Here is an 18,626-nt window from a genome sequence, read left to right on the forward strand (position 1 = left end):
CCTTTTAGATTACCTAAAAATAAAATATTAAAGTACTGATATATCTATTCCTAATTCTTAACACCTAAGCAAGTCATAACTCCAAAGGCCCTTTTTACCTCCCTTAATAGAACCTTTACGCCTATTTTTTCCAGTAAGGTGTTACATGAATAGAAGTCCTCCGCTTCATTTACGTATACGATACTGGACGAATAATATTTTGCTAATTGATCTAATTTTTTATCATTTCTCAGATATTGTGGAACTACTATATAATCAACCCTATTATTTAGGATGTAAAGAGATTTTAATGTCATCTTAATTGAATATACTAGAACTTCTAAAGGAGTTGATTCCAAATATCTTAAACCTACGTATATACCAGCTGGTATTAAAATGAAATTGTTATTGATAGTGTTATAGCTCTTGATTATATAGCTACTATTAGCAGCATTAGTGAGTATCAAATCGGCATCCCTTTCATCCTTAACTACGTTGTATCCCTCATACACTGTATAATGGCCCTCATAGGAGTCCACGTATATATTAATTTTGCCATCTTTTACTAACTTCCGATTTAGCGAACTTGCTATTTTATAATTATAGTTGGATATAGATAAACCATTAAGCCAACTAAACTCCTCTACGCTGTATAATCCTTTAACACCAGTGGGTGTTGTCAATATTAAATTAGAACCTAAGGAATCAGCCAAAAAACTAGCTAATAGGGATCCGCCTAAGTGTTCTTTAGTTAAAGGTATAACCGAACTCCCATCTTGTACTACGTTTATTATAATTTTATTATGAAATTTTCTAAAATATTTTCTTATAGTATAATTAATAGAATTTACAGAAATTATAATATCCGGTTCATAATTTACAATTGGATAACCAAGCTCATTAAATAAGTTTCTTATCTGCATTACAAGATTCTTATTAATACCATCTACTAGGACCTTGGATACATACAACGCATATAATATTTTTAAAAACACCTTTTTAATCTTAATTACTAAAAAGGAAATCCTATGATTAGCGATAACACATAGCCAGCTAACATAAAGGGAATAACTGGAATACCCCATGTTACCCATATATAAGTTTCCTCTGAAATTTTTCCTTCTCTGACTAATTTTGCATAATATTCTCTCCAGTATTTGTCATCCTCTTCAACAGAAAAATACTCTCTTAATATTACTGAACCGTCTTCCCTTATTTCTGTTAAAGGAAATAAAAATTTCGAATTAATAAAATCTTTTATCTTAACCCTTCTTGCAGAAAGTGCAAAAATAATTCTCTTTGAAAAAGGAAGATTTTTAACATATCTGTAATACTTAACAAAGTTCAGCATACTAAAAATAAGAATTATAATTGATGAGTATAAAACAATTATTAAAGGTTCTAATCCAATAACTGAAAAATTACTGGGAATCAAGGGAAAAACTGATGCATTAGCTAGACTAAGAATCAAGTTTAGAAATAAATCTGCACCACCCATCAAGGATAATTTATATAAAATGAAAAATAACACGTTAGTAATTATAAATGAATATATATATATAGGAAGAAATAAGTAATGGATATTAGCAATTATAAATAAAGACAAAAAGGAATAGTATATCCAAATTTTCGGATCAACTTCCCTATATTTTATATCTAAAATAGAAGTATGAACGAGCATTATTAGAGAAAGCAAAATTTGCATTAAATATATGATGGTCACGGCAGGAAGTCCCTCTCATACACTACCCTTCTGCGGGGCTGTCAAGGGACCAGATACCCCACATGGTTATAATTATTATAGTGCAGATAAAAAGCTTGTGCTTATCAAGATTTCTCCTCGTCTTTATGGAATCCAGTTATATTATTTTAAATAGATTTTATTGAACTAATAGAATTACGTAAATTTTGGAATAGTGTTCATTATCACCTTGCATACTAACATTAACGCTAAGAAAATACAGTTTACATGCGATATCAATTTTTAAAGGATCGTTAGACACATCATTGTTAAAGGGAAGTTAGTTTTAGTGCGCGGGCCCGCCGGGATTCGAACCCGGGACCTACGGGTTGCTTCCCGCAACCCATGCGGTTAAAAGCCCGCCGCTCTACCTGGCTGAGCTACGGGCCCAACGTAAGTAGATAAATGAGAGTTGGTTAATTAATTTTTCTTCTGCCTTTTACCTTAGGATATCGTAAATAGTTCACATATGTAATAGGCTAATTTTATTTAGCTGACACGCAAGCTATTGATAATATGATAATTACAGCGCTAATTGTTATTATAATCACTTATGGGCTTATAATTTCTAGAGGTGTAACTAGAATCCCGCCTTGGGCTTCCATGTTTTTTGGAGGTATTCTGATGATAGTTCTAGGAGTTATCACTCCAGAGGAGGCAATACAGGCCGTGAATATGGATGTTATATTATTTCTTATCACACTTTTTGTGTTTGCGTCAGCATTAGAAGTTTCAGGATTTTTAAAACTGCTCGCATATAAAATCATAGAAAGATATAAAGAACCAAAAAAAGTTTTATTTTACATACTTTTGTATTCTGGTTTACTTTCTAACTTAGTTACAAATGACGGAGTATCGGCAAGTTGGACTCCAGTAATTTTAGAACTAAGTAGAAACATGGGTATATCAGAGCTTCCATTTCTTTACGCACTTGCTATAGGAGTTACTGTTGGTAGTGTTATAATGCCTACAGGGAATCCACAAAATTTATTGATAGCGTTGGAATCTGGTGTTAAAAATCCGTTTATTGAGTTTGCAAAATACCTAATCTTGCCTACTGTAATTAGTCTTATAGTTGCTTATTTTATACTTTATAGAATGTTTAAAAAATCACTATTGCAAAAAAATATAAATAATGTAATAAACGAAAATGAGATAGACTTTGATAGAAGACTTGGTTATTTCTCATTGGCTTTACTTATGATTAGTGTGATTCTCTTTTTTACTTTAAGTTTCTTTAGAATAGATATATTATTGGGTTCTCTAGTTACATCTTCAATATTACTTCTTATCACACAGAAGCGGAGAGAGATTGTCAGGAGAATGGATTGGTCTACCATATTATTTTTCATTGGATTGTTTATATTCACTGAGGGAATATTAAAGTCAGGGATAATAAAATATATATTTATGTACTTACCTCCGCCAGATAATGTCGCGAGTATAATGATCGTAAGTATCTTATTAAGTCAAGTGTTAAGTAACGTTCCATTAGTAGCCATATACATACCAATAATGATTTCTCATGGAAATACTAGTGTAATAGACTGGCTCGCGCTAGCTGCGGGTAGTACCATAGCAGGTAATTTCACTATATTAGGGGCTGCTAGTAACGTAATTATATCTGAAGCCTCTGAAAGTAGAGGTGGAAGAGGTTTTAATTTTATAGAATTTATGAGATATACTGTTCCAATACTGATACCAAATGCAATTATTATTTACGTATTTTTAGTCTTTCTCAGATAAAGGGTTTTCAGGTATTTTTACTATTACGACATAGCCCTCTTTAAATTGACCCATATCAGGATCTATATCTATTATCTCTATCCTATCTTCTGCGTTTGACAAATTAAAGATTTTTACTTTTAATCCCTTATATACACTCCTGGCTTCTCTTAACGCTCTTTCGGCGTCTTCATAATCTTTACTATAGTGATACACTGCAGCTTCTTGTAAAGACACTAACGTACCTAAAAATGAACGCATTACGGTGTATTATTTATCCCTATTGGTTATAAATCTTAGCAACATACAGCAAATATAATTGACAGTGGCATGGTATTCATCAAATTAATCTTTGGACCAACTGGAGATTTAGGCTTATTTAAGACCATATATGATTTAAAAAATACATATCCGGCAATAGATGTTGAAACTGAGTTTAACTTAATGTGTAATACGCCATTGCTACAGATAGGAAGTAAAGTGATAAGCGTAAGTGAATACACCGATGAAGAGCTAAGGGATCTAATAGAAAGTGTTGTAACAAATCATATGAAGAACAACTATTTAAGAGAAAACCAGCAAGATCTTTTCCAGTATTATTACAGGGATTTTCCTCCTGGTTCTAATTTTTCAGAGGCTTTAATTTAATCTTTAATATACCTATAGATTGATGATAGTTGTTATAGGATCAGGCATTTCTGGATTAATTATAGGCAAAAAAGTTAATGCTAATTTGATATTAGAAGAACAGCCACTCATAGGTGGAGTTTTAGCTTTTGACAGCATATTCGGTATTGAAATACCTTACATTTTACCGATTACATATAAACCGTTTCAATTAAATAATTTTGAATTTAAATATAAAGAGTATGAAATAAATATTGTATATAGAAAATATGAATATTTTCATAATAAAATATGCGAATTTTGTGAAGAATTACCAAAATGGTTAACATTTGACTCAGTAAAGAAGATATATATTATAGAAAACATACCAGAGTTTATCTATGAATTGTCGAGAAATATGAAAATTGTTAAGGAATATCCAATAAGAATAGATGAAAATAAAATAATAACAAATAAGGGAAATGTGTATAGGTTCTCGAAAATATATAATACTGGTTCCCTTAAAAGAATCAGTAGATTACTAGGATTAGATACTTCATTCTTAGGACATATCTCAGCTTTTACACTCTTAATTTTGGCAAAGAGAAAAGAAAATAATAAAGACTGGAATGTATATCTAAGTGGAGATTCAGCTGAAACATATGCGGTAGTAATTAGAATAGATGACGTTATTAAAGATTTTCAGCTCTATTACATATATTCATTTCTCAGAACGAATCAGAAAAATATGGATATAGAAAGAATCCTCGTAGACCTTAAAAGAAGACAAATAATAAGCCCTAACGAGATAGTTGCTTTTAGAAGCAGACTGTTATCAGAAGCCATATTGTTTGGTCATCTTAATGAGAAAGTTCCAATCAACATGATAAATTGTGGAAGGTTAGGTGAATGGAGAAACTACAGTATCGATGAGACTATATTAAGAGCCCAGAATTGCTGAATTCTTCAGTAAGTTTTCCAGCAATCATTGTAGCCTCAGGGACTATTAATCCGCTTAATCTTAATGCAAAATATACGCCAAGTAAGAAATCTCCAGTTCCTATTTCATTTTCACCTATCCTATTAGGCTTATAGGTATATTTCCCATTCTTCTTAGTATAAACTTCAAAACCCTTATATCCATCAGATATAATTACTTCTTTAAAACCTTTTTCAAATAAAGTATCTACTTTTATTTTTGAGAGTTCAAATTCTTCTTTATTACCATGAATAACCATGTATTTATCATTTTCAGGAAATGTGATATCTTTTTCATACTTAATTTCCTCATTTTCAGTGCAATCTCTGACAAAACCTTGTATATCAATTGCTATCGGTACCGAACTCGCTATTGAGGTAATATCTACCTCTTGACATACTGGGTTTATTAAAATTCCGTCTACATTGTTACTATCAATTATTTTTATTTTTCTTTTAGGTTTCTTAAGTAATATCAACCTCCTACCTTCATCAGTTAATTCAATTCTGAATCTGATACTATGATCGTCATATATTAAATGTTTTTCAACGTCAGTGAGGAAATCTATCTCAAAATCAAAATCCTTTCCTATTAACCCATACAGTTTTGGTACCCCGCCTCCTCTCATTACACCTAAAGATGAATAAATTAAAGGTCCACCTGGTCTTAGTTTACCTTGTATTTCGTCTATTGTGAACCCTCCAACTATTAATATTCTACTCCTCTTCACCTTCCTCTTCACCAAAAGATATTTTAGATTCTTCTTCCTCCTCTTCACTTCTTATTCTTTTCTTTAACCAAAATCCTTCCTTATGCGCGTCTAAATGTCTTTTCAAATCCTCTAAGTTAAAGAAATAACTACTATAGTCAGTTGATACGCCCTTAGCACAATTAGGTGAACATATAGGGCAAACGTAAAGTTTTGTTGTTTCATCATAACAAACCACTGTCTTCTTGTTGTTATACTCAATTTCTATAGCTTTCCATTTAGGTGTCCATCTTGTTGACATTACTAACATATCTATTCTGGTTAGTTTATAATGTTAAGTGCTCTTATCTACTCTCTAAAAATCTATTGCATAAACTAGCCTTTTATAAGGCAGAGACGGAAGAATTACATAAATCGTGACAAGTGATTTTTAATTAATTAAAAATAGATGGAAATTCACATAGTGTCGTCAAATAGCTAAAAATATAAGGTAGTATATCCTCTTTATAGAGAGCAAAAGATGGCATTTGTGTGAAAATGTATGTAAAAGACATAATAATTTATACCTTCATGGCAAGACTATTGGAATTCTTATCATAGCTTATAATACTAACAGATTTAATAGCATTGAAGATATGTAATACATTAACTTCCATCAAATAGATGCAAATGAAGAATAGCAATGCTTATATAATGAGAAAGAGAAAGAGATAATTGGCGGTCCGAATTTGTCATCTTCTCTTGATGACTATCCTCTTTCTTTAAAAACAATGTATGACATAGCTGAATTTATACTCAGAGCTGCTAAGGCAGTAAAAGCGGAGCAAGCTAGTAAAATGATAAGTGAATTAGAGAACTTTTACAAAAATAATCGCAATGGGAAAGTTCTAGTAATGGGTGCTGGAAGAAGTGGACTTGTAGGAAGAGCTTTTGCAATGAGACTTCTACATCTAGGTTTTAACTCGTACGTTCTAGGTGAAACAATAGTACCTGCAATTGGTAAAAATGATTTAGTAGTTGCAATTTCTGGTTCTGGTAGGACTAAATTAATATTAACAGCAGCAGAAGCCGCAAAAGAAGCTGGGGCAAAGCTAATAGCTATAACAAGCTACTATGATAGTCCACTTGCAAAGATTTCTGACGTATTAGTCGAGATACCTGGTAGAACAAAATATTCAAAGAACGAAGATTATTTCGCTAGACAAATTCTTGGAATAACTGAACCATTAGCACCTTTAGGTACGTTATTTGAGGATACCACACAGATATTCCTAGATGGTATAGTTGCAGAGCTCATGATAAGGTTAAAGAAGACTGAAGAAGATCTAAGATTAGTTCACGCAAATATTGAATTATAGTTTCTCTTTACCCACTCACAATTTTAATCTTAATTAGAAAGCGTGGATTTAAGAAAAACTGAACCAAGAGTAATTATTATTGCAATAATAGTAATAGTTATTTTAATAATGCTAATATATAAGATAATATATATTATACCTATAATATTAGTAACGCTACTAATACTACAATATCGTGATAAATTCATACATCTAACGTCGAGCAAGGCCAAACAAAATAATGAATATAAAATTGAAGATGGCGTATTTTATGATGAAAAAAATGCCAACGCAGTATTAATAATTGATGACATACAAATGGATTATCGAGATACTAATGATGCAAATCTGAGGTCATATATAGCTTCATTTCATAAAATTTTAGATATAGCTAAAAATGTTAATATAATATTAAGGAGGGAATATATTAATAAGAATGAGTATATAACATCACTTGCTCAGAAGATCCAATCACTAAGAATAATGATAGACAGTGACCCATCTAATGAAAAAGCTAAAAGAAAGTTAGAATTGATGGAAAGCATAATATCCAAGATCGAGGCTGGTGAAAGTCCGTTTAAGTATGAGATGTACATCATAATAACTTCTGGGGATAAAGGAAGTGCACTAGCTACTGCATCTACAATAAAACAAGGATTAGAAGGTCTTGGAATAAAAAGCAGATTCGCAACTTCCTATGAAATAAGAAAATATATTAGAAACTTTTTTCGTTTAGGGCTTAATTCTAATAAAATTTTATTACCGAGTACAATCCCGTATTTAACTCCAATATCTATGGAAAAGAGACCTAAATATAATCTCGTATCAAATGGAATACTGTTAGGCAGAGAAATAGATGGTAAAAATCTAATATTTTGGAACATAGACTATAGTCAAAACAGTCACGTACTTTTAATTGGTCCTACTGGATCTGGAAAAACAGAATTTATAATATGGATTTCTACATTGTTAAATTTAATATATGGAAATACAGTCGTCCTATTTGATATAAAAGGAGATATAAAATATAGACTTTCTAAATATAAGGTTCCATTCCACTTAATAAATCCACTATTTTACAAATTGGGTCTCCTCGATGAATATGAAATACCATTAAAATTAAAATTGTTACAAATAGAAAAAATCTTGATTAACTCCTTTAGATTAAATAAATTTCAAGCGTCCATAATATATACATATCTAAATAGACTATTAGATTCTAGCCCTTTTAAACATAGAATTAAGTGGAAAGATTTGGAGAAATATATAGATGAAATAAACGACTTGCAACTTAAGTATTATTTCAACAAACTCATAAGCATTCTATCCTCAATGGATGACTCTGATTTGCCATCTTTACTTTCTGGTATTAATGAAAATGAGATTAATGTTATAGATTTAACATTAATAAAAAATGAAGAAATTAGACGACTTATAATATATACTATATTACAGGAATCTTATAATAAAATGTCTTTAAATAAAATGTATGACATACCTAAAATGTTTCTCGTTATGGACGAAGCATGGACTATATTAAGAAGCGAATCCGAAGATTATCCCATTGTAGCAGATCTCATAAAGAGAGGAAGAGGACATGGAATATCAATTATAATGGCTACCCAAAACTTAGAAGATCTAGGAGAGCTAGCTAACGTATATCTAGATAACATAGGCTTACTTGTATTTATTAACAATGGCGATAGAAAATTCTGGGAAGAGGTAAAACGATTCGTAACTATAGATGATAACACGTTGCATAAGAGTTTAATGTTCTTAAGTAAAGGAGAGGCAGTAATACGATTTTTAGGCGATCCTAGACCCGTAATTATAAAGTTATATACATTAGCTAATAGCCCTCTCTAATATAGCTTGAATGCCAGTCTTTATTTTATTATATATTATATCATTATTTATATTTTTTATTATGATTTCTTTTATATCACTTTTATCCATTTCTATACTATAATCTATCTTATTCAATTCCTTTTCCGATTCTAGAATTTTACTTAATGCTGAAAAGTATGATTTATTTAGCGTAATTTTAGTCTTAATAACAAACTTTGCAACTGGAGGAGTGAAGTAAATTTCAGCTAATATTTCACCTCTTTTATTTTTTATATACTCAATAGTTCCCTTATTACCTTTAATCGATGATACGTAACCGGATTCTATAATACTTAACAAAAACTCATAAAATTCTAATTCTTTTCTCAAGGCAGCTATCTTATTTTCAAGGAATTTTTTCAACTCATCAGTATTTACACTCATCATAAATATCTATACACATTAAACTATATATAACCTAAATTGCAATAGTTACTGTAATGAAGGATAGAGTTAGAGTTGCCGTAATTGGAGGTTCAGGATATACTGGAGGAGAATTACTAAGAATACTAGTTATGCATCCGAAGACCGAAATTACAATAGTAACCTCTAGAGAATATGCAGGAAAACCAATATCATTAATCCATCCTAATTTGAGAAGTCTATTATCACTTAACTTTACTACTTTTTCTATAGACAAGCTTTCTGATAAAGCAGATGTAGTATTTCTAGCTCTACCTCACGGTGTGTCATTAAATTATGTACCTAAATTACTAGAATTAGGTTTAACTGTGATAGATCTAAGTGCAGACTATAGACTTAAAAATCCTAAACTTTATAAGGAGTGGTATGGCTACGAACATCCTTATCCCGACTTGTTAGATAAAGCAATATATGGATTGCCTGAACTACATTATGAAGAGCTAAAAAATGCTAAACTTATTGCTTCGCCAGGATGTAATGCAACGGCAACCATATTAGCATTAGCTCCAATAGTTGCAACAAAAATAACAGATGAAAGAAGATTTATCAGCGATGTCAAAGTTGGCAGTAGTGAGGGTGGAGCTAAACCATCCGAGGGGAGCCATCATCCAGAAAGACAAAACGCTATCAGACCATATGAAGCTGAAGGACATAGACATTCTGCAGAGGCTGAACAAGAACTTTCAAGAATAGCTAAATCAGATATAAGCGTGAGTATTGTTCCCCATGCTGTCAGCAGTATTAGAGGAGCTTTAGCGTCTGCACATACATGGCTATCAGTTGAGATGGAAGAAATCGAAATATGGAAAAGAATAGCTGAATTTTATCGAGGTAAAAAATTCATTAGAATAATAAGAGGTAATATTCATCCTTATCCAGATCCAAAATTTGTTATTGGGAGTAACTTTGCCGACATAGGTTTCGCAATCGAAAAAAGAGTGCTACGATTAACAACCTTTTCGGCAATAGATAACCTAATGAAAGGTGCTGCTGGTCAAGCAGTGCAAGCTTTCAATATCTCCATGGGATTCAATGAGGACGATGGATTAAAATTAGTACCTTTGAGGCCTGCCTAAAATGATAGTAGTAAAAATAGGCGGAAGAGTAGTAAAAAATTCATTAGAAAAAGTTATTTTAGACATAGCAAATACAAATGAAAAGATTATTTTAATTCATGGAGGAGGTGATATCGTAACGGAATATTCTAAAAAATTAGGAATCGAACCAGTATTTGTAACATCACCGGAAGGAATAAGAAGTAGATACACAACAAAGGAAGAATTAGATGTCTACATAATGGTAATGAGCCTTATAAATAAAAAAATTACATCCAGATTATCTAGTTTAGGGAAAAGCACAATAGGCATATCTGGGGTTGATGCTAGTTTATTAATTGCCGAAAGAAAGAAAAAAATTGTGATTATTGATGAAAGAGGAAAGAAAAGAATAATAGAAGGTGGATACACGGGTAAAGTTAAAGAAGTTAAAAACGAAATACTAACTAATTTATTGAAAATGTTTGATGTGATAGTTATCTCACCTCTGGCACTAGATCCAGAGGAAAGTACACCATTAAATATTGATGGGGATCAAGCTGCGTTTGCAATAAGCAAAGCAGTAAAACCCGATGCACTTATACTCTTATCTGATGTAGAAGGAGTACTCTTAGAAGGAAAAGTAGTTAGCAGACTCACTTCTAACGAAGCTAGGGAACTCTCGAAAAAGATAGGCCCAGGAATGAATAGAAAATTATTAATGGCAGCAGAGGCTATAGAAAATGGTATAAATAAAGTAATAATAGGATCTGGAATGAAAGATAAACCGATAACAAGCGCACTAGAACTTAATGGAACGGTGATAGTGAATGGGTAATGCGAACGTTGATGAAAATGATTTGAAAATTTTGGAAATCCTAAAGAAGAACGCTAGAACGCCATATACGCTAATTGCTAAAGAGCTTAAAGTGAGTGAAGCCGCAATAAGAAAGAGAATAGAAAAATTAATACGACAGGGTATTATTAAGAGATTTACTATAGAATATGAATTGGAAAATGAAATAAAAGCGATAGTTATGGTTCAATCTACGCCACAAATACCAACTCCCGAGATCTCTAAAAAGATAGCTAAAATACCGGGTGTAGAAGTAGTATATGAAACTACTGGAGATTATGATATCCTAGTAATAGTTAGAGGTACTAATATAACTTCAATTAATAGGACTATAGATGAGATTAGAAGTATTCAAGGCGTTGTAGGAACAAATAGTACTATTATCCTTAGGACTTGGTTCTAAGATCGTACCTTTTATTACTAAAAACTTTTTCTACGCAAAACTAGTTTAGTATCTACTGATCTTTAATGGCAATCCTAAAATGTCCTATCTGTGGTGGAGATGTAAGTGTAGAAGACGATGCCTTGCCGGGAGAGCTTGTTGAACACGAGTGTGGAGCCCAATTAGAAATTATAAAACAAAATGGAAAATTATCGCTCAGGCTTGCAGAGCAAATAGGTGAGGATTGGGGAGAGTGAAAATAGGAATTTTGTACGACATGCTTAGATGGGAGGAAAGGAATCTAATTGAGGAAGGTAAAAAATTAGGCTATCAGATAGATGCAATATATAGTAAGGGAGCTGTATTTTTTTCTGATGAAATAAAAATAGATACTGAAGCTAATTCGTTTATACAAAGGAACGTTTCCCATAATAGGGCTCTTATTACTTCATTTATAGTAGAGCAGGCTGGTTATCCAGTAGTGAATGATTATACAACATTACTCAGATGTGAAAACAAGATTTTTACGACATATATCTTAGCAAGACACAACATACCCACTCCTAAAACCTTTATAGCGTTTGACAAAACTAACGCATTGGAATTTTCAAAAAAACTAGGCTATCCTGTGGTTATAAAACCAGTAGAAGGAAGTTGGGGAAGAATGGTAGCTAAAGCAGATAACTCAGACGTACTATATAGTTACTTAGAGTATCAGGAATTTAGTACACAAAAATATAAAGATGTTTACTATATCCAAGAATTCGTTAACAAACCAAATAGAGATATAAGAATATTTGTAATAGGTGATGAAGTGCCAGTTGGCATTTATAGGGTAAATGAGAATAATTGGAGAACTAATACTGCTCTAGGAGCTAAAGCATACCCCCTTAAAATCAATGAAGAACTTAGAGAACTTGCGCTGAAAGTTAAAGAGATACTCGGAGGGTTCTTCTTAGGTATAGATATATTTGAAGATAAAGATCGAGGGTACCTAGTAGACGAGGTAAATGGAGTTCCAGAATACAAAAATACCGTCAGGGTTAATAATTTCAATGTATCTAAATTCTTGTTGGAAAAAATTGCGGAGTGGGTTAAAAAATGATAAAGATACTAAAATTTTATCAAGATCGAGGTCTTAAAATAGTTAAGGGAGAGGGACAATATGTATGGGATGATAAAGGTGATAAATACTTAGATCTACATGCAGGGCATGGTGTTGCTTTTCTTGGACATAGAAATAAAACAGTCATAAGTTATTTAGAAAAACAAATGAACGAAATAATGACTCTTTCCTTAGCTTTTGACACTCCAATACGAGAGGAAATGACGAGAGAACTTGATGATTTAAAACCAAATAATCTGGAACATGTATTCTTATTAAACAGTGGTTCAGAGGCAGTAGAACTTGCATTAAAAATTGCAAGGAAAATCACGAAGAGAAGAAAAATTGTAGCATTTAAAAATTCTTTTCATGGTAGAAGTATGGGAGCTTTGTCTGTAACTTGGAATAAAAAATACAGGGAACCTTTCGAACCATTAATTGGACCTACTGAATTCTTAGACTACAACAATATAGACTCATTAAAAAACATTACAGAAGACACGGCAGCCGTAATAGTGGAGCCAGTTCAAGGTGAAGGTGGTGTTATTCCAGCAAAAAAGGAATTCATGAAAGCATTAAGAGAGATGACAGAAAAAGTAGGTGCTTTGTTAATTATAGATGAAGTCCAGACTGGATTCGGTAGAACGGGTAAGATTTGGGCTTATCAACACTTCGATATTAAACCAGATATATTAACAGCAGGTAAAGCAATAGGCGGCGGATTTCCAGTGAGTGCAGTGTTCATACCAGAATGGATAAGCGAAAAAATTGAAGAAGGAGATCATGGTTCTACATATGGTGGAAATCCATTAGCAGTAGCCGCAGTTACTGCTGCTTGCAAAGTTGCCAAATCAGAAAAAATAGCTGACCAAGCACAAAAGAAGGGAGAGTTGTTCTTAAAGATACTTAAAGAAAAACTAGAAGATTTCAAGATAATTAGAGAGATAAGAGGGTTAGGTCTCATGATTGGAATAGATTTGAAAGTAAATCCCTCTACTGCTATAAAAATATTACAAGATGAGAAAGTACTCTCGCTAAAAGCAGGACTCACTGTAATAAGATTCTTGCCTCCATACGTGATAAACCAGTCAGATATGGAGTGGGCGGCTGATGCAGCAAGAAAAGGAATTAGTGAAACAGAAAGCAAAAGACTTGCTTCTTAAATTACTATCAATATATACACCATCTAAGAACGAACGAAACGCTGAAAATTTTTTTGAGGAAGTCTCCAATGATTTAAATCTTAGACTTGAGATATTACCTCAGTCTAACTCTTTTATCCTTGGAGAAGGAGATATCTTGTTGGCATCGCATGTAGATACTATACCAGGTTACATAGAGCCTAAGGCCGAAAATGATACAATCTATGGAAGAGGTGCTGTAGATGCAAAAGGACCTTTAATAGCTATGATACTTACAGCATGGTTACTTAATGAAAAAGGAATTAAAGTTAGGGTAGCTGCTCTTGCAGATGAAGAAAGTACAAGCATTGGAGCTAAAGAGCTTTTAATGAAAAACTATAATGTAAAACACATAATAGTTGGGGAACCATCGAATAATACAGATATTGTAATTGAGTATAGAGGATCCATACAATTGGATATAATTTGTAAAGGTACTCCAGAACACTCCTCTTCTGCTAAGGATAACATAATTGTAAATATTGCCAAAAAACTATTAGAAGTTTATAAACTACCAGAGGGGTATGATAAACCGTCAATAGTGCCCACAATCATTAACGCCGGAGAAGTTTATAATGTTACCCCAGCAAGATTATATTTACATTTTGATATAAGGTATGCAATAAATAATGATAGGGAAGAACTAATATCGCGGATAAGGGAAGAATTTTCAGAATGTAGAGTTGAGATTGTAGATGAAACTCCACCAGTAAAAGTAAGCGCAAATAATCCAGTAGTAAGATCACTGACAAGGGCTTTATTAAAACAAGGGATGAAACCTAGATTAGTTAGAAAAGCTGGGACAAGCGATATGAATATCTTACAAAAATTGACACAAAATATAGCAACTTATGGACCAGGTAATTCCACGCTAGAACATACTAATCAAGAAAAAATTTCCTTAGATGAAATATATATAGGAGTAAAAACGTATATGCTAGCAATAGAAGAACTATGGCAAAGAACTTGATAAGGAGCTATATTCTAAGGCCTATTTATAAGCTCTATGAGGTAGTGTTATGGAATCAAATTCGTAATGGTCCATTGCCAAACCACGTAGGTATAATACCAGATGGAAATAGAAGATGGGCTAGAAATAACAATCTCACACTTAACGATGCGTATTTTTACGGCTATAAAAAACTAAAGGAAGTTTTAATTTGGTTGTTAGAACTAGGAGTAAAAGACATAACAGTTTTTGCACTATCCACAGAAAATTGTACAAAAAGAGAAGAAACTGAACTTACAATAGTAATGAACTACATTAAAAAGGGTTTGCAAGATTTATTAGAAGATCCAATTGTGGATAAATATAAGGTTAAAGTGAACGCAATAGGTAAATTAGATAAGTTACCAAAAGATCTTCGTGAGTATATATTCAAAGTAATAGAGAAAACTTCATCATATAATAGTAGAAAACTTACTTTGGCAATATGCTATGGAGGTAGACAAGAAATATTAGATGCTGTAGTAAAACTTCTAGATGATTATAAAAGCGGAAAGTTAGACAAAACTAATATAAACGAAGAAACGTTTAGGAAATACTTTTATGATAGCGAGCTACAAGATATTGACCTAGTAATAAGAACTTCTGGTGAGGTTAGAATTAGTAACTTCTTACTTTGGCATATAGCGTATTCAGAACTGTTCTTTTGTGAGGCCTATTGGCCAGAATTTAGAAAAATAGATCTGTGGCGAGCCATAAGATCATTCCAAAAAAGAAAGCGCAACTTTGGAGCCTAAGTTTTTTAAGCTTTTACTCACATTTTAAAAATGGCGTAAAATTATGGGTTTTTATCAAGGTCCAGATAACAAGAAGATAACTGGTGGCTTAAAGGGCAAGCATAGAGATAAAAGAAAATATGAAATAGGAAGTCCTCCTACATTTACAACACTATCAACAGAAGAAATTAGAATAAAAGATAGAGTACTTGGAGGGAATTTTAAGATTAGGTTAAAATATGCTTCAATTGCAAACTTAACAGATCCGTCTACAAATTCTAGCAAAAAAGTTAAAATTCTTGAAGTAGTGGAGACACCTGCCAATAAAGAACTAGCGAGAAGAGGAATAATAGTAAAAGGAGCAAAAATTAGAACAGAGGCAGGATTGGCAATAGTCACTTCTAGACCTGGGCAAGATGGTGTAATAAACGCGGTGTTGCTAAAGAATGAGCCTCAGGGAGCTTAAAGAACAGAATAGAATAGTTATCTGGCCCTCATATTTTTTATCACAAACAAGATCTAAAGGTAGACGCGTGAGAAAAATAACACGCAAAATAAGAACTGAAGAACTAATAGAAATTATGAAAGAACTAGATCTAGACCCAATAGTAATAGAGAATAAAAAGTATCCTAGAGATAGAAAAGTTAACTTTATAATAACTGTGAAAAAGGTGAAAAGCAAAAATAATACATTAAAAATAATATATACTAAGCTTATGAACCAGTCAAACATCAAGGGATTAGAGAATAACGATTAATTTAATAGTCCAAAATTAATTAACTAGCTTATAATGCCATATATAGTTACAGGCGGAGCAGGTTATATAGGTGGCCATTTAGTAGATTATTTAGTCTCAAAGGATCTTGAAGTAACAGTAATAGATGATTTTTCGAGTGGACGATATGTAAATAATAAAGCAAGACTTATAAAATATGATTTACGAGAGGGAGATATACTTAATAAAGTAAAAATAGAAAAAAATCAAATAATTTATCACTTAGCTGCTAATCCCGACGTAAGAACCTCTATGATCAATATCGAAGAACACTTCGAGAGGGATGTTAAAGTCACGTTAAATGTTATGGAGTTAGCTAGGAAACTAGATGCTGAAAAGGTTATCTTTACCTCTTCATCGACAGTTTATGGGGAAACAAATACAATTCCAACGCCTGAAACTGAAGAGCCTAAACCTATTTCTAATTATGGTTTATTTAAATTATTATGTGAGAATATAGTTAAATACTATGCAAAGCAATATAATATAAAAAGTATAGTCACTAGACTGGCTAACATTACTGGTGGCAGAGTGAGCCATGGTGTAGTTATCGATTTTATTAAAAAACTTAGAGAAAATCCTAAAACACTGGAAATCTTAGGAGATGGCAGGCAAAAGAAAAGCTACTTATACATTGACGATTTGATAGAAGCTTTCGTAAAGTTAGAAAATAATGTAAATGAAATTTATGAAGTCTATAATATTGGTAATACGGATTGGATAACAGTAAATGAAATTGCTAAAATCGTAACAAACGAAATGAATCTAAATCCAGAAATAGTATATAAAGATACAGGAGAGGGAAGAGGATGGCCAGGTGATGTAAGATTTATGTTACTTGATATCTCGAAGATCAATAAAATAGGATGGTCACCAACAATGAATTCCAGAGATACGATAAGACAAGCAGTAAGAGATATCTTGTATGGATATGGAAGTAACAGGAGGTTTGGGTCTCATTAAATCTCATAATACTTTTATACTTTATATTCAACCCTTTACCCTTAGACTTCATCGAAGTTATGGTTACCCAATCATCCTTCTCCATCACCTTCGTGAAAAATCCCACTCACGATAGTGAGCTTTGATTATCTTACTTAGATTAAGAAGTTTGAATCAAGCATTCTAGATTATCCGTATGCAATAATCCATACCTTAAATTTTTGCCTATATGACGCATTATGGATTATTTCTACAAATATAGTATATTCATAAAAACTTATTTTTTATCTCTCTGCTGTCTCACTTTTTTACCATATAGGATTTAATGCTATCAGTTTATAATTATGTGTTTTTGGAAATAGTAAAGATATAGAAAGGATTTTACATGAACTCCTTAGAAAACATTATAAGCCGGTATATGAAGAGTAAGAATAGCATTTGAGCAAGAGCTACTCCTTAATGGGCCCGTCGTCTAGCCTGGTTAAGACGCTGCCCTCACACGGCAGAGATCGCGGGTTCAAATCCCGCCGGGCCCATTGTGGGGGATCAACCCCCACACCCCCACTTTTAATTTTAACGTAAGTTTTTACGACGTCATCTAAAGGACCTACGTAACGCTCCTTTACCTCACCATTTATCGTTTCCAATTTATAGACATAATACCGCCCTTTCCTCTCACGTATAATTATGTTACCATATTTATATCTCGTCTTTTCTTTAGGGGACACTCCCTAAAACACCATCTTAAATTATCGGTTGCCAATTTTCATTTATAAGCTATTGGCAACCGTTAAATTTTGCTGTCATCTTACGATAAATTGAAAGGAGTTATACAGAATGAGGGTAAATTATTGTTAGACGATAACTTACAAAAATTACTAACCGAGGTGGTTTATTGAGTTTTTAAATATTCCAAAAAATTTCCGAAGAATAGTCCATCGACCCATAGCACTTAGTAATAAATCTTAGAAATAAGTAAACAAGTAATTCAAGATAAGAAAGATTTTAAGAAATTAATTGTTCATATCTAAAAACTTTTACCAACATAAAAATAGAAAATCTAAATAATTAGAAATAAGTAAGTTTTAGTGCGCGGGCCCGCCGGGATTCGAACCCGGGACCTACGGGTATCTCCGCTTTGTTGACATGGTTAAGAGCCCGTCGCTCTACCTGGCTAAGCTACGGGCCCATCAGATAAGAACTAATATAAATAATATATAAAGTAAACGGTGTCCAAAGAAC

At 32.4% G+C, this 18,626-nt stretch carries 22 protein-coding genes, 3 tRNA genes and 1 pseudogene; 17 read left to right on the forward strand and 9 right to left on the reverse strand.

Features of this window, described 5'->3' with window-relative positions; genetic code table 11:
- Positions 1-50: 50 nt before the first annotated feature.
- From V6M85_RS10440 to V6M85_RS10450, 3 genes are all read right to left on the reverse strand, one after another.
- Complete coding sequence (locus V6M85_RS10440) at positions 51-1,073, reverse strand: cobalamin biosynthesis protein CbiG (protein WP_422398060.1); 1,023 nt, start codon at positions 1,071-1,073, stop codon at positions 51-53.
- Positions 992-1,660, reverse strand: coding sequence for an A24 family peptidase C-terminal domain-containing protein (locus tag V6M85_RS10445; protein ID WP_338604746.1), 669 nt, complete (start codon positions 1,658-1,660; stop codon positions 992-994). Before V6M85_RS10445 ends, V6M85_RS10440 begins: the two co-directional genes overlap by 82 nt.
- 354 nt (positions 1,661-2,014) lie before the next feature.
- Positions 2,015-2,110 (reverse strand) — tRNA-Lys (locus tag V6M85_RS10450).
- A 126-nt stretch (positions 2,111-2,236) separates the two neighbouring features.
- Here V6M85_RS10450 and V6M85_RS10455 point away from each other — a divergent pair.
- Positions 2,237-3,466: an anion transporter gene (locus V6M85_RS10455; protein WP_338599697.1), complete on the forward strand. Its 1,230-nt coding sequence runs from the start codon at positions 2,237-2,239 to the stop codon at positions 3,464-3,466.
- Here V6M85_RS10455 and V6M85_RS10460 read toward each other — a convergent pair.
- Positions 3,449-3,706 (reverse strand): hypothetical protein, encoded by a 258-nt coding sequence (locus V6M85_RS10460; RefSeq protein ID WP_338599700.1) that lies wholly within the window; start codon positions 3,704-3,706, stop codon positions 3,449-3,451. The genes V6M85_RS10455 and V6M85_RS10460 overlap by 18 nt on opposite strands.
- Before the next feature lie 69 nt (positions 3,707-3,775).
- On the opposite strand from V6M85_RS10460, the gene V6M85_RS10465 reads away from it, so the two are divergent.
- Together V6M85_RS10465 and V6M85_RS10470 are read left to right on the forward strand one after the other, a co-directional pair.
- Complete coding sequence (locus V6M85_RS10465; protein WP_338599703.1) at positions 3,776-4,093, forward strand: hypothetical protein; 318 nt, start codon at positions 3,776-3,778, stop codon at positions 4,091-4,093.
- Positions 4,094-4,115: 22 nt separating this feature from the next.
- Entirely contained in the window at positions 4,116-5,012 is an 897-nt protein-coding gene (locus tag V6M85_RS10470) for a hypothetical protein (protein WP_338599706.1), read from the forward strand.
- On the opposite strand, the gene V6M85_RS10475 is transcribed toward V6M85_RS10470, so the two are convergent.
- Complete coding sequence (locus tag V6M85_RS10475; RefSeq protein ID WP_338599709.1) at positions 4,987-5,760, reverse strand: hypothetical protein; 774 nt, start codon at positions 5,758-5,760, stop codon at positions 4,987-4,989. The two genes, V6M85_RS10470 and V6M85_RS10475, sit on opposite strands and share 26 nt — an antisense overlap.
- On the reverse strand, positions 5,747-6,040 hold the full coding sequence (locus V6M85_RS10480; protein WP_338599712.1) for a hypothetical protein: 294 nt from the start codon (positions 6,038-6,040) through the stop codon (positions 5,747-5,749). The genes V6M85_RS10475 and V6M85_RS10480 overlap by 14 nt, the downstream gene beginning before the upstream one ends.
- Positions 6,041-6,467: 427 nt before the next feature.
- On the opposite strand from V6M85_RS10480, the gene hxlB reads away from it, so the two are divergent.
- Positions 6,468-7,097, forward strand: coding sequence for a 6-phospho-3-hexuloisomerase (gene hxlB, locus V6M85_RS10485; protein WP_338599715.1), 630 nt, complete (start codon positions 6,468-6,470; stop codon positions 7,095-7,097).
- A gap of 42 nt (positions 7,098-7,139) precedes the next feature.
- Complete coding sequence (gene cedB, locus V6M85_RS10490) at positions 7,140-8,942, forward strand: DNA import protein CedB (protein WP_338599718.1); 1,803 nt, start codon at positions 7,140-7,142, stop codon at positions 8,940-8,942.
- On the opposite strand, the gene V6M85_RS10495 is transcribed toward cedB, so the two are convergent.
- On the reverse strand, positions 8,922-9,347 hold the full coding sequence (locus tag V6M85_RS10495; RefSeq protein ID WP_338604748.1) for a hypothetical protein: 426 nt from the start codon (positions 9,345-9,347) through the stop codon (positions 8,922-8,924). The two genes, cedB and V6M85_RS10495, sit on opposite strands and share 21 nt — an antisense overlap.
- A gap of 56 nt (positions 9,348-9,403) precedes the next feature.
- Between V6M85_RS10495 and argC the strand changes: the two genes are divergently transcribed.
- The 12 genes from argC (at position 9,404) to V6M85_RS10555 (ending at position 17,920) form a co-directional block, all read left to right on the forward strand.
- A complete protein-coding gene (gene argC / locus V6M85_RS10500; protein ID WP_338599720.1) occupies positions 9,404-10,462 on the forward strand; it encodes an N-acetyl-gamma-glutamyl-phosphate reductase in 1,059 nt (352 codons plus the stop codon).
- 1 nt (position 10,463) lies between these two features.
- Positions 10,464-11,258 (forward strand): [LysW]-aminoadipate/[LysW]-glutamate kinase, encoded by a 795-nt coding sequence (locus V6M85_RS10505; protein WP_338599722.1) that lies wholly within the window; start codon positions 10,464-10,466, stop codon positions 11,256-11,258.
- A complete protein-coding gene (gene lysM / locus V6M85_RS10510) occupies positions 11,251-11,679 on the forward strand; it encodes an HTH-type transcriptional regulator LysM (protein ID WP_338599725.1) in 429 nt (142 codons plus the stop codon). Before V6M85_RS10505 ends, lysM begins: the two co-directional genes overlap by 8 nt.
- A 65-nt stretch (positions 11,680-11,744) precedes the next feature.
- Positions 11,745-11,915, forward strand: a complete 171-nt coding sequence (locus V6M85_RS10515; RefSeq protein ID WP_338599727.1) for an alpha-aminoadipate/glutamate carrier protein LysW — start codon at positions 11,745-11,747, stop codon at positions 11,913-11,915.
- Positions 11,912-12,763 (forward strand): lysine biosynthesis protein LysX, encoded by an 852-nt coding sequence (lysX, locus tag V6M85_RS10520; RefSeq protein ID WP_338599730.1) that lies wholly within the window; start codon positions 11,912-11,914, stop codon positions 12,761-12,763. Before V6M85_RS10515 ends, lysX begins: the two co-directional genes overlap by 4 nt.
- Entirely contained in the window at positions 12,760-13,926 is a 1,167-nt protein-coding gene (gene lysJ, locus V6M85_RS10525) for a [LysW]-aminoadipate semialdehyde/glutamate semialdehyde transaminase (RefSeq protein WP_338599733.1), read from the forward strand. Before lysX ends, lysJ begins: the two co-directional genes overlap by 4 nt.
- Positions 13,874-14,914 (forward strand): N-acetyl-lysine deacetylase, encoded by a 1,041-nt coding sequence (locus V6M85_RS10530; RefSeq protein WP_338599735.1) that lies wholly within the window; start codon positions 13,874-13,876, stop codon positions 14,912-14,914. The genes lysJ and V6M85_RS10530 overlap by 53 nt, the downstream gene beginning before the upstream one ends.
- Positions 14,899-15,687 carry a polyprenyl diphosphate synthase gene (uppS, locus tag V6M85_RS10535; protein WP_338599737.1) on the forward strand — a complete coding sequence of 263 codons (789 nt, stop codon included), beginning with the start codon at positions 14,899-14,901 and terminating at the stop codon, positions 15,685-15,687. Before V6M85_RS10530 ends, uppS begins: the two co-directional genes overlap by 16 nt.
- 43 nt (positions 15,688-15,730) lie before the next feature.
- A complete protein-coding gene (locus V6M85_RS10540; protein ID WP_338599740.1) occupies positions 15,731-16,132 on the forward strand; it encodes a 30S ribosomal protein S8e in 402 nt (133 codons plus the stop codon).
- Positions 16,113-16,424, forward strand: a complete 312-nt coding sequence (locus V6M85_RS10545) for a signal recognition particle subunit SRP19/SEC65 family protein (protein WP_338599743.1) — start codon at positions 16,113-16,115, stop codon at positions 16,422-16,424. Before V6M85_RS10540 ends, V6M85_RS10545 begins: the two co-directional genes overlap by 20 nt.
- 33 nt (positions 16,425-16,457) lie before the next feature.
- Positions 16,458-17,405 carry an NAD-dependent epimerase/dehydratase family protein gene (locus tag V6M85_RS10550; RefSeq protein ID WP_338599745.1) on the forward strand — a complete coding sequence of 316 codons (948 nt, stop codon included), beginning with the start codon at positions 16,458-16,460 and terminating at the stop codon, positions 17,403-17,405.
- 440 nt (positions 17,406-17,845) lie between these two features.
- A tRNA-Val gene (locus tag V6M85_RS10555) sits at positions 17,846-17,920 on the forward strand.
- Positions 17,921-17,953: 33 nt separating this feature from the next.
- Here V6M85_RS10555 and V6M85_RS10560 read toward each other — a convergent pair.
- Positions 17,954-18,112: pseudogene (locus tag V6M85_RS10560) on the reverse strand (putative integrase); the annotation flags it as partial.
- A 365-nt stretch (positions 18,113-18,477) separates the two neighbouring features.
- A tRNA-Lys gene (locus V6M85_RS10565) sits at positions 18,478-18,573 on the reverse strand.
- Positions 18,574-18,626: the final 53 nt, after the last annotated feature.

The sequence above is a fragment of the Sulfolobus tengchongensis genome (assembly GCF_036967215.1).
GTDB lineage: Archaea > Thermoproteota > Thermoprotei_A > Sulfolobales > Sulfolobaceae > Saccharolobus > Saccharolobus tengchongensis_A.

What these genes read in the sequence shown, in the direction of transcription:
- V6M85_RS10440 (WP_422398060.1), bottom strand. Translation starts at nt 1,073, where the DNA reads ATGGGTAACATGGGGTATTCCAGTTATTCCCTTTATGTTAGCTGGCTA.
- V6M85_RS10445 (WP_338604746.1), bottom strand. Translation starts at nt 1,660, where the DNA reads ATGCTCGTTCATACTTCTATTTTAGATATAAAATATAGGGAAGTTGAT.
- V6M85_RS10455 (WP_338599697.1), top strand. Translation starts at nt 2,237, where the DNA reads ATGATAATTACAGCGCTAATTGTTATTATAATCACTTATGGGCTTATA.
- V6M85_RS10460 (WP_338599700.1), bottom strand. Translation starts at nt 3,706, where the DNA reads ATGCGTTCATTTTTAGGTACGTTAGTGTCTTTACAAGAAGCTGCAGTG.
- V6M85_RS10465 (WP_338599703.1), top strand. Translation starts at nt 3,776, where the DNA reads ATGGTATTCATCAAATTAATCTTTGGACCAACTGGAGATTTAGGCTTA.
- V6M85_RS10470 (WP_338599706.1), top strand. Translation starts at nt 4,116, where the DNA reads ATGATAGTTGTTATAGGATCAGGCATTTCTGGATTAATTATAGGCAAA.
- V6M85_RS10480 (WP_338599712.1), bottom strand. Translation starts at nt 6,040, where the DNA reads ATGTCAACAAGATGGACACCTAAATGGAAAGCTATAGAAATTGAGTAT.
- V6M85_RS10495 (WP_338604748.1), bottom strand. Translation starts at nt 9,347, where the DNA reads ATGAGTGTAAATACTGATGAGTTGAAAAAATTCCTTGAAAATAAGATA.
- argC (WP_338599720.1), top strand. Translation starts at nt 9,404, where the DNA reads ATGAAGGATAGAGTTAGAGTTGCCGTAATTGGAGGTTCAGGATATACT.
- V6M85_RS10505 (WP_338599722.1), top strand. Translation starts at nt 10,464, where the DNA reads ATGATAGTAGTAAAAATAGGCGGAAGAGTAGTAAAAAATTCATTAGAA.
- lysM (WP_338599725.1), top strand. Translation starts at nt 11,251, where the DNA reads ATGGGTAATGCGAACGTTGATGAAAATGATTTGAAAATTTTGGAAATC.
- V6M85_RS10515 (WP_338599727.1), top strand. Translation starts at nt 11,745, where the DNA reads ATGGCAATCCTAAAATGTCCTATCTGTGGTGGAGATGTAAGTGTAGAA.
- lysJ (WP_338599733.1), top strand. Translation starts at nt 12,760, where the DNA reads ATGATAAAGATACTAAAATTTTATCAAGATCGAGGTCTTAAAATAGTT.
- V6M85_RS10530 (WP_338599735.1), top strand. Translation starts at nt 13,874, where the DNA reads ATGCAGCAAGAAAAGGAATTAGTGAAACAGAAAGCAAAAGACTTGCTT.
- uppS (WP_338599737.1), top strand. Translation starts at nt 14,899, where the DNA reads ATGGCAAAGAACTTGATAAGGAGCTATATTCTAAGGCCTATTTATAAG.
- V6M85_RS10540 (WP_338599740.1), top strand. Translation starts at nt 15,731, where the DNA reads ATGGGTTTTTATCAAGGTCCAGATAACAAGAAGATAACTGGTGGCTTA.
- V6M85_RS10545 (WP_338599743.1), top strand. Translation starts at nt 16,113, where the DNA reads ATGAGCCTCAGGGAGCTTAAAGAACAGAATAGAATAGTTATCTGGCCC.
- V6M85_RS10550 (WP_338599745.1), top strand. Translation starts at nt 16,458, where the DNA reads ATGCCATATATAGTTACAGGCGGAGCAGGTTATATAGGTGGCCATTTA.